This is a genomic window from Aeromicrobium sp. Leaf272, from assembly GCF_001422865.1.
Taxonomy (GTDB): Bacteria; Actinomycetota; Actinomycetes; order Propionibacteriales; family Nocardioidaceae; genus Aeromicrobium.
On record NZ_LMMY01000013.1, the window covers coordinates 285,766 to 288,942 of the forward strand.

Sequence of the window (3,177 nt, forward strand, 5' to 3'; positions counted from 1 at the left end):
GGTTCGGGCCGTCGCCTCGACACCCCGGCGTCGAGCCGTGACGATCACGTGGACCTGGTCAACCTCCGAGTCCATCGGAGGTGTGTAGGTCGGGCCCGTGGCGATCCGCGGTGGGGAGTCCTCCGGGCCGACGTACCAGTCGATCGAGGTGACCACGGCGTCGTCCTGCTTCAGGACGCCCGGATCGACGGTGATCGTCTGCCCCATCATGCCGAGGCGGTCGGTCGGGACGAAGGACGGAGCCTCGGTCCACACCGGGCGGTGGTGCGCGTGGGTCGTGTCCACGACGGTGTCCCGGCGCAGCTCCACGACGGCGTCGCGCCTGTGGAACTCGACCCGGTCCTGCGGGTCGCGAAGGATGACGTCGTAGGACCCTGCACGCACCGGTCCGACGTCCCAGCTCCCGTCGGACGCGGTCCGGACGACCCCCCTCAGGTGGTCGACCTCGACCTCGACTCCCGCGAGAGGCCGGCCGTCGGCGTCCCGCACTGACCCCGAGAGTGTCCCGTTCGGCGCCACGGCGATCGGGTCGACCGAGGTCACGCGGTCGGACGAGACGTCGATGCGTTCGGCCGACGCGAGGTCCGTCGCGCTGCCGGAGAACGTCTCGGCGTCGGGGCCCTGCCATGTGCCCCCGGTGGTGGTCGACCCGCCCGCGAAGACGCGCAGGACCGTCGGCGCGGACCCGAGCCCGCCCACGTCGTAGGAGCCGTCTGGAGCGAGGAGAGAGACACCGGCCGTCTGCCAGTGACCGGCGCGCTCTTGCAGCGCCTCGACCCCCGCGTTGGCCGGCAGCGGCGTCCGGTCCTCTCGCTTCGCGGTGCCGGTGACGTGGCCACCCGGCAGAGGCCGGAAAGAGGTCAGGTCGCGGGTCTGCCCGCCCACGATCGCGACCGCCGTCGCCTGCTCCGCGCGCTCCACCCCGGGGTAGAAGGTCGTGGTCAGGTCGGGTGCGTCGTGCCGGTGGAGGCTCGAGACGTTGCGCTGGAACGAGACGCGGTAGTCGCCCGGAGGCACGTCGAACTCGATGGTGTCCTCGAGGACCCGTGCGGTGTAGTCATTGCCCCACGTCCAGTCGACCCGGCGCCAGGCGTCGCCCTCGCGCTTCTCGACGAAGAGCTCGATCACCTCGGCGGGGGCACGCGCGATCACGAGCGTGCCGCGCGCGGTCGCCGCGGCCGGGGCAGCCAGGAGGGTGGTCCCGAGCACCGTCGCCAGCAGGACGGCGACGAGACGACGCGGGTGCTTCATGACCGAAATCTAGGACGTTCCCCTCGGTTGTGCCCGCCGAACGCCGAAGTCGGTCTCACATGTCGCGGTAGCGCTGCGCCGCGTCGAGCTTCTCGCGGAGCAGGTCCGCGGTGACCTGGCGCGGCGGCGCGTCGACGTCGCCGGTCTCGGGGTCGATGTAGAGCCCGGCGTAGGCGGCGGTGTCGCGCTGGTAGCGCCAGCCCTCAGAGAGCGGGCCGACGTCGTACGCGTCGTAGCCGAGGGCGTCGAGGACCTCCGCGACCGTGCGCTTGGCGTCGTCGTGGTCCCCGGCGATGGCCAGGACGGAGCGCTCCGGATCACCGCTGGGGCGCTGCAGCGTCCCGAGGTGCTTGAAGTAGATGTTGTTGAACGCCTTCACGACGTGCGACTCGGGAAGGTGCTCCTGCGTGAGCTCGCTCGTGGTGGTCGACTCGTCGTCGAGCCGCGCCACCTGGCCGTCGCGCTGCGGGTAGTAGTTGTTGGTGTCGATGACGACCTTGCCCCGCAACGGCTCGACGGGGACGTCGGACAGCGCCTTCAACGGCACCGTGACGACCGCGATGTCGGCGGCCTCCGCTGCCTCGACGGGTGTGGCCGCGCGGGCGCGCGGCCCGAGGCGGTCGACGAGCTCGGTCAGGGTGTCGGGGCCGCGACGGTTGCTGAGCACGACGTCGTAGCCCGCGTCGACGGCCAGCTGTGCGACCGTGCTGCCGATGTGTCCGCTGCCGATGAGTCCGATGGTGGTCATGCTCGGGTCAACACGACGGACCGACCGGGTGTTCCACCCCCATGCCCGACCCCCATCGGTGGATCCTCAACCGCAGGCGGACGTCTGCGGTTGACGATCCACCGATGCGGGCGCTGATGTTGCGGATCCACCGATGGGGGATCAGACGAGGGCGCGGAGGGCGGTGTCGGCGGCGCGCAGGGCCTCGCGGTCCCACGTGGAGGTGGAGGCGAGCAGCTCGTCGGCGCCGGTGCGGTCGGCCAGCTGCTCGAGGGTGCGCCGCACGGTGGCCGCGTCCCCGGCGATCGCGTGGTCCAGGGAAGTCTCCACGCGCCTGCGCACCTGGTCGGGCCAGGCCTGGGCGCGGATCGACGCGGGTGACTCCAGCGGTGGGAACTCGCCCGTCCGGCGCGAGACCGCCATGGCCCACGCCTCGGGCAGCGCCAGCTCGCGGGCCGTCTCGACGTCGTCGGCCACGTGCACGTCGGCCGACACCACGACCGACGGTCGGTCCTGCTCCGACGAGGGCACGAAGCTGCGACGGTAGCCCGCGAGGGCCTTCGGCAGCTCGTCGGACCACAGCACCGGTCCACCGACGACCACGGGCAGACCCAGCTCGGCGGCCAGGGCGATGCCCCGACCGGTGGCCAGCAGGAACATCGGGACGGGACCGCCCTCCGGCCGCACCGTCACCGGGCCCGCGCCGGAAAGGTGGTCGCGCAGCTCGCGCACGTCGTCGGCGAAGCGGTCCGGGGCGTCCGCGGCCTCCCGCAGGGCGGCACGGACGGGCGGGGTGAAGCCCGACGACCGGCCGAGCCCGACGTCGACGCGACCCGGGTTCAGCGCCTCGAGCATCCGCAGCTGCTCGGCCACCACGAACGGCTGGTGGTGGGGGAGCATGATGCCGCCCGACCCGATCCGGATGCGTGACGTCGCCGCCCCGATCGCCGCCATGAGCACGGGCGGTGACCCGCTGGCGATGCCGGGGACGCCGTGGTGCTCGGCCACCCAGAAGCGCTCGTAGCCGAGCTGCTCGGCCCAGACGGCACGTTCCACGCTTCCCGTCAGCCCCTCGCCGTCGGGGCGGCCGACGCGGGTCCGGGAGCGGTCGAGCAGCGAGGGCCTCACGTCGTCGTCAACACCGGACGGGGCCGATGGCTTCCGCGGCCGGACCGTCTCCTGGTCGTCCCGCCCCGTTC

General features: G+C 72.7%; 2 protein-coding genes and 1 pseudogene. All 3 read right to left on the reverse strand.

Going from position 1 to position 3,177, the window contains the following annotated elements; translation table 11 throughout:
* A partial coding sequence (locus tag ASF38_RS10615) for a carboxypeptidase-like regulatory domain-containing protein (RefSeq protein ID WP_162237346.1) occupies window positions 1-1,251 on the reverse strand: 1,251 nt, incomplete at its 3' end.
* Window positions 1,252-1,306: 55 nt separating this feature from the next.
* Window positions 1,307-2,029: pseudogene (locus tag ASF38_RS10620) on the reverse strand (NADPH-dependent F420 reductase); the annotation flags it as partial.
* 111 nt (window positions 2,030-2,140) lie between these two features.
* Window positions 2,141-3,177: MsnO8 family LLM class oxidoreductase (locus ASF38_RS10625; RefSeq protein ID WP_369815195.1), on the reverse strand; the 1,037-nt coding region annotated here is incomplete at its 5' end.